This is a genomic window from Microbispora sp. GKU 823, from assembly GCF_002027145.1.
GTDB lineage: Bacteria > Actinomycetota > Actinomycetes > Streptosporangiales > Streptosporangiaceae > Microbispora > Microbispora siamensis.
Genome location: NZ_MWJN01000215.1, coordinates 1 through 3,813, shown reverse-complemented (window position 1 = coordinate 3,813; position 3,813 = coordinate 1). Strand labels below are relative to the sequence as shown.

Annotated in this window: 2 protein-coding genes and 1 pseudogene; 2 read left to right on the top strand and 1 reads right to left on the bottom strand. The window is 64.9% G+C overall.

Annotated features, from left to right (window positions below; translation table 11 throughout):
* Positions 1 to 981: pseudogene (locus B1L11_RS47725) on the top strand (hypothetical protein); the annotation flags it as partial.
* Positions 982 to 1,389: 408 nt separating this feature from the next.
* A complete protein-coding gene (locus B1L11_RS53580) occupies positions 1,390 to 2,886 on the top strand; it encodes a serine protease (protein ID WP_256863438.1) in 1,497 nt (498 codons plus the stop codon).
* Positions 2,887 to 3,241: 355 nt separating this feature from the next.
* Here the strand turns inward: B1L11_RS53580 and B1L11_RS44180 are convergent, their stop codons facing one another.
* Positions 3,242 to 3,460 (bottom strand): SDR family NAD(P)-dependent oxidoreductase, encoded by a 219-nt coding sequence (locus tag B1L11_RS44180; RefSeq protein WP_218671710.1) that lies wholly within the window; start codon positions 3,458 to 3,460, stop codon positions 3,242 to 3,244.
* Positions 3,461 to 3,813: the final 353 nt, after the last annotated feature.

Sequence of the window (3,813 nt, the reverse complement as noted above, 5' to 3'; positions counted from 1 at the left end):
ATCTACGTCGGTAAGACCGCGTACACCCACTACGACTACGACGTCTACGAGGACGGCGACCGCGACTACGCGTTCGTGACGGTCTACAACGGCGTCCAGGTCACGGACGTGGCCGTGGACAAGGTCAAGAACTGGGTGGACAACCGCACGTTCGAGACCAAGGCCGCGGCGGAGAAGGCCCAGCAGGAGCTGGAGCTGAAGAGCACCGGCTTCGCCGGCAAGATCGTGCCGGTGGTGGACTACACGACGCGGGTCCCCCTCCGCACGCCTGACTCGGCGAAGGCGCCCGTCACCCGCGGCCAGATCACGAAGACGCCCGCCGACGTGGCGACCCTGGAGAACCAGGCCAAGGAGCACGGCACCTCCACCTACGAGGACAAGACCTGGGGCACCGAGGTCACCCGGGTCTCCAAGGAGGAGTTCGGCAACGGCGGCTGGACGCCCGACGGCAAGGCCTTCTACTTCGCCAAGGACAACGGCTGGTACAAGGCGACCTACTGGGGCAACTTCGACGTCGACTACAAGCTGCGTGGTCACCTCGTCGACATCGCCCTCAAGGACGTCGGCACCCTCGGTGCCAACGTCGGTGGTCAGGGCCTGGCCTACAACCAGAAGATCGGCACCGGGATCTTCGTCTTCGGTTACCCGAGCGGGTCGCACCCGGACGGCAACTACGCCTTCACCGGCAAGACCCTCAAGTGGGCCTACGGCAAGACCTTCAAGGCCGCTGCTCCGGCGCTGAAGGCCGAGGAGCTGGTGGGCATCAAGACCAGCTTCACCGGCGAGGGCTCGATCGGTTCCTCGTGGCTGTACCGCTACAGCAGCACCAAGCGTCTTGGTTACCTGAACGGTGTGACCATCGCGGTCTCCGACACCGACGGCAACAAGCGCATCGACACCAGCGTCTCCCCGTACTTCGACGGTGAGACCCTGGCCGTCTACCAGTACGCCGCGAAGTTCGCTTCCGGCAAGATCGTCTGAGACTAACTCTCTGACGCTCTGACTGGACCACAGGAAAGGGCCCGGCCTCCAGCCGGGCCCTTTTCGCATGTCCGAAATCTCCTCCGCCTGAGGGCGACCGTCAGCGCGTCGAGCGTCCCGAGAGGCCCGCTTTGACGGAAGCGAGCCTAATCCGGTTTCACCAAAAGATGTGATTTAGGTCACACTCGATACTCGTGGCGCATATAGGGGAGACCGGAATTCACCCTTGGTGATCAGCCAAAACGTTGCCGGACGCAGCCGGACGAGGGACAGGCACAGCAGCGGGCGACGGCGAGCGCAAGCCGCGGATCGCTTACGCCTCACAAATCTCTCCTATAGCTTTCTCCTCGATCCTTCACTGACGGATGGGGCGCAAGCCGCGTCCCACGACAGACCTGGGAGAAACCCATGAAGCGCACCCTCGCTCTGGGCGGGATCGCGGCGGGCCTGCTGGCCTCCGCAGCCATCGCAGCGCCGGCTCACGCCGCCGACGAGATCCCCGCCGTCAACCTGGCCAACACGAACTTCGCCGCCAAGCAGGTGGCGGCATTCTGGTACGGCCAGAACAAGGCCAACCTCGTCAACGCCACCCCCTACAACGTCGAGACCACGGTCCCGACCAAGCACGTGTCCACGGGTGGCGCTTCGGCCGACAGCAAGCCCGGTGTCGTGGGTTCGAGCGGCGACCAGAAGGCCGCCACGGGGACCCTGAAGAACATCAACCTGCCGAAGACGACCGGCAAGGTGTTCTTCATCGGCGCCGACAACAAGCCGCACTGGTGCTCGGCCACCGCGGTGCAGAGCCAGTACAAGAACCTGGTGGCGACCGCCGGTCACTGCGTCTACGACACGGTGAGCAACAAGGCGACGCTGGACAAGTGGGTCTTCATCCCGGGTTACTACCAGGGCAAGACCCCGTGGGGCATCTACGTGGGCAAGACCGCGTACACCCACTACGACTACGACGTCTACGAGGACGGCGACCGCGACTACGCGTTCGTCACCGTCTACAACGGCGTCCTGCCCACCAGCGTCTCGACCGACAAGGTCAAGAACTGGGTCGACAACCGCACCTTCGAGACCAAGGCGGACGCCGAGAAGGCCCGCAAGGACCTCGAGCTCAAGACCACCGGCTGGGCCGGCGAGATCGTCCCCGTCGTGGACCGCGAGCACCTCCGTCAGCGCGGCGAAGAGGGCGCCAAGGAGTACGTGAGCGTCGACGGCTGGTGCCAGCTCACGGGCATCGCCAAGTCTTCGATCGACACGCTGGTCCGTGGCGAGAGCACCGACAAGCGGCTCGGGCGTGACTTCGGTCTCACGATCACCCGTGTCAGCAAGCAGGAGTACGGCAACGGCGGCCCGTCGGCCGACGGCAAGGCGTACTACTTCACGAAGGACAACGGCTTCTACAAGGCCACCTTCTGGGTCCTGTTCGACGTCGACTACAAGCTGCGTGGCAAGCTGGTCGACATCGCCCTGAAGGACGTCGGCACCCTCGGCGCCAACGTCGGTGGCCAGGGCCTGGCCTACAACCAGAAGATCGGTTCCGCGGTCTTCGTGTTCGGCTACCCGAGCGGGTCGCACCCGGACGGCAGCTACGCCTTCACCGGCAAGACCCTCAAGTGGAGCTACGGCAAGACCTTCAAGGCCGCCGCTCCCGCGATGAAGGCCGAGGAGCTCGTCGGTATCAAGTCCTCCTTCACCGGCGAGGGCTCCATCGGCTCGTCCTGGCTGTACCGCTACAGCAACACCAAGCGTCTCGGTTACCTGAACGGTGTGACCATCGCGGTCTCCGACACCGACGGCAACAAGCGCATCGACACCAGCGTCTCCCCGTACTTCGACGGTGAGACCCTGGCCGTCTACCAGTACGCCGCGAAGTTCGCTTCCGGCAAGATCGTCTGAGACTAACTCTCTGACGCTCTGACTGGACCACAGGAAGGGCCTGGATGGCACGTCTATCCGGGCCCTTTTCCTGTTTTTGGTACTGGTGCAGAGAGCGGGCAGGTTCCGGGTTCGCATGATCTTGATGAAGCCGGCGGGGTCCCGGCCGATGCGCTCGGAGCCCGCGCGCTCTTGTCGCAGGCGTAGCATCCGATCACCCTCTCCCATCGTGGCTTCCCTCTTCGCCCCGGTCTGCCTCCCGCCCCGCGCGTGACCACCGTTCGCCCCGCACCGCAGCCGTGCGCCTCGCGCCCCGCTTCACCTCTCTCCCGGCGCTTGAGCCGGTGATCCTTACGGGGTTGGAGGGCGCGGTGGCTTACGCAGTGGCTCCCCTCGGGGAGTGGCGGCGCAGGCTGCCGTAGCGCTCGTCCTGCTCCGGCGTCATCTGGGCGGCCGGCCGATTCGCCGTCGCGATCCCACGGCTAGCCATCTCCGTGCGGACACCGCCGGGCTCGACCACGACCACCTGTACGCCCAGCGGTGCGACCTCCCGGTGGAGCGAGTTGCTGACCGGCTCCAGGGCGAACTTCGCCATCCGGCGGCGCCTTCCTTGCGTCCGCCTCCCGGGTGCCCACTGCCTGGCGTGACCAGTTTCGACGAGATTGGGCCCTTTTCCGTTTCGCCCCAAACTGTGATTTGCATCACACAACGTCTTGAACCGTTCCATTACCCAAGGTAAGGAAGGCCAGAGACCGCCGTAGATGATCAGCCAAAACGTCACGGAGGCCACCCGACGCGGCCACGCCCCCGCCTTCCCGGCCGGAGCACGAAGGCCGCGATACCTCTTACACCGCCCTTACTCCTCCTATACCTTTCTCCTCGTTCCTTCACTGACGCATGGGGCGCAAGTGACGTCCCACGACAGACCAGGGAGAAATCCATGAAGCG

Excerpts from the sequence above, each read along its gene's own strand:
- B1L11_RS53580 (WP_256863438.1), top strand. The coding sequence starts at position 1,390 with ATGAAGCGCACCCTCGCTCTGGGCGGGATCGCGGCGGGCCTGCTGGCC.
- B1L11_RS44180 (WP_218671710.1), bottom strand. The coding sequence starts at position 3,460 with ATGGCGAAGTTCGCCCTGGAGCCGGTCAGCAACTCGCTCCACCGGGAG.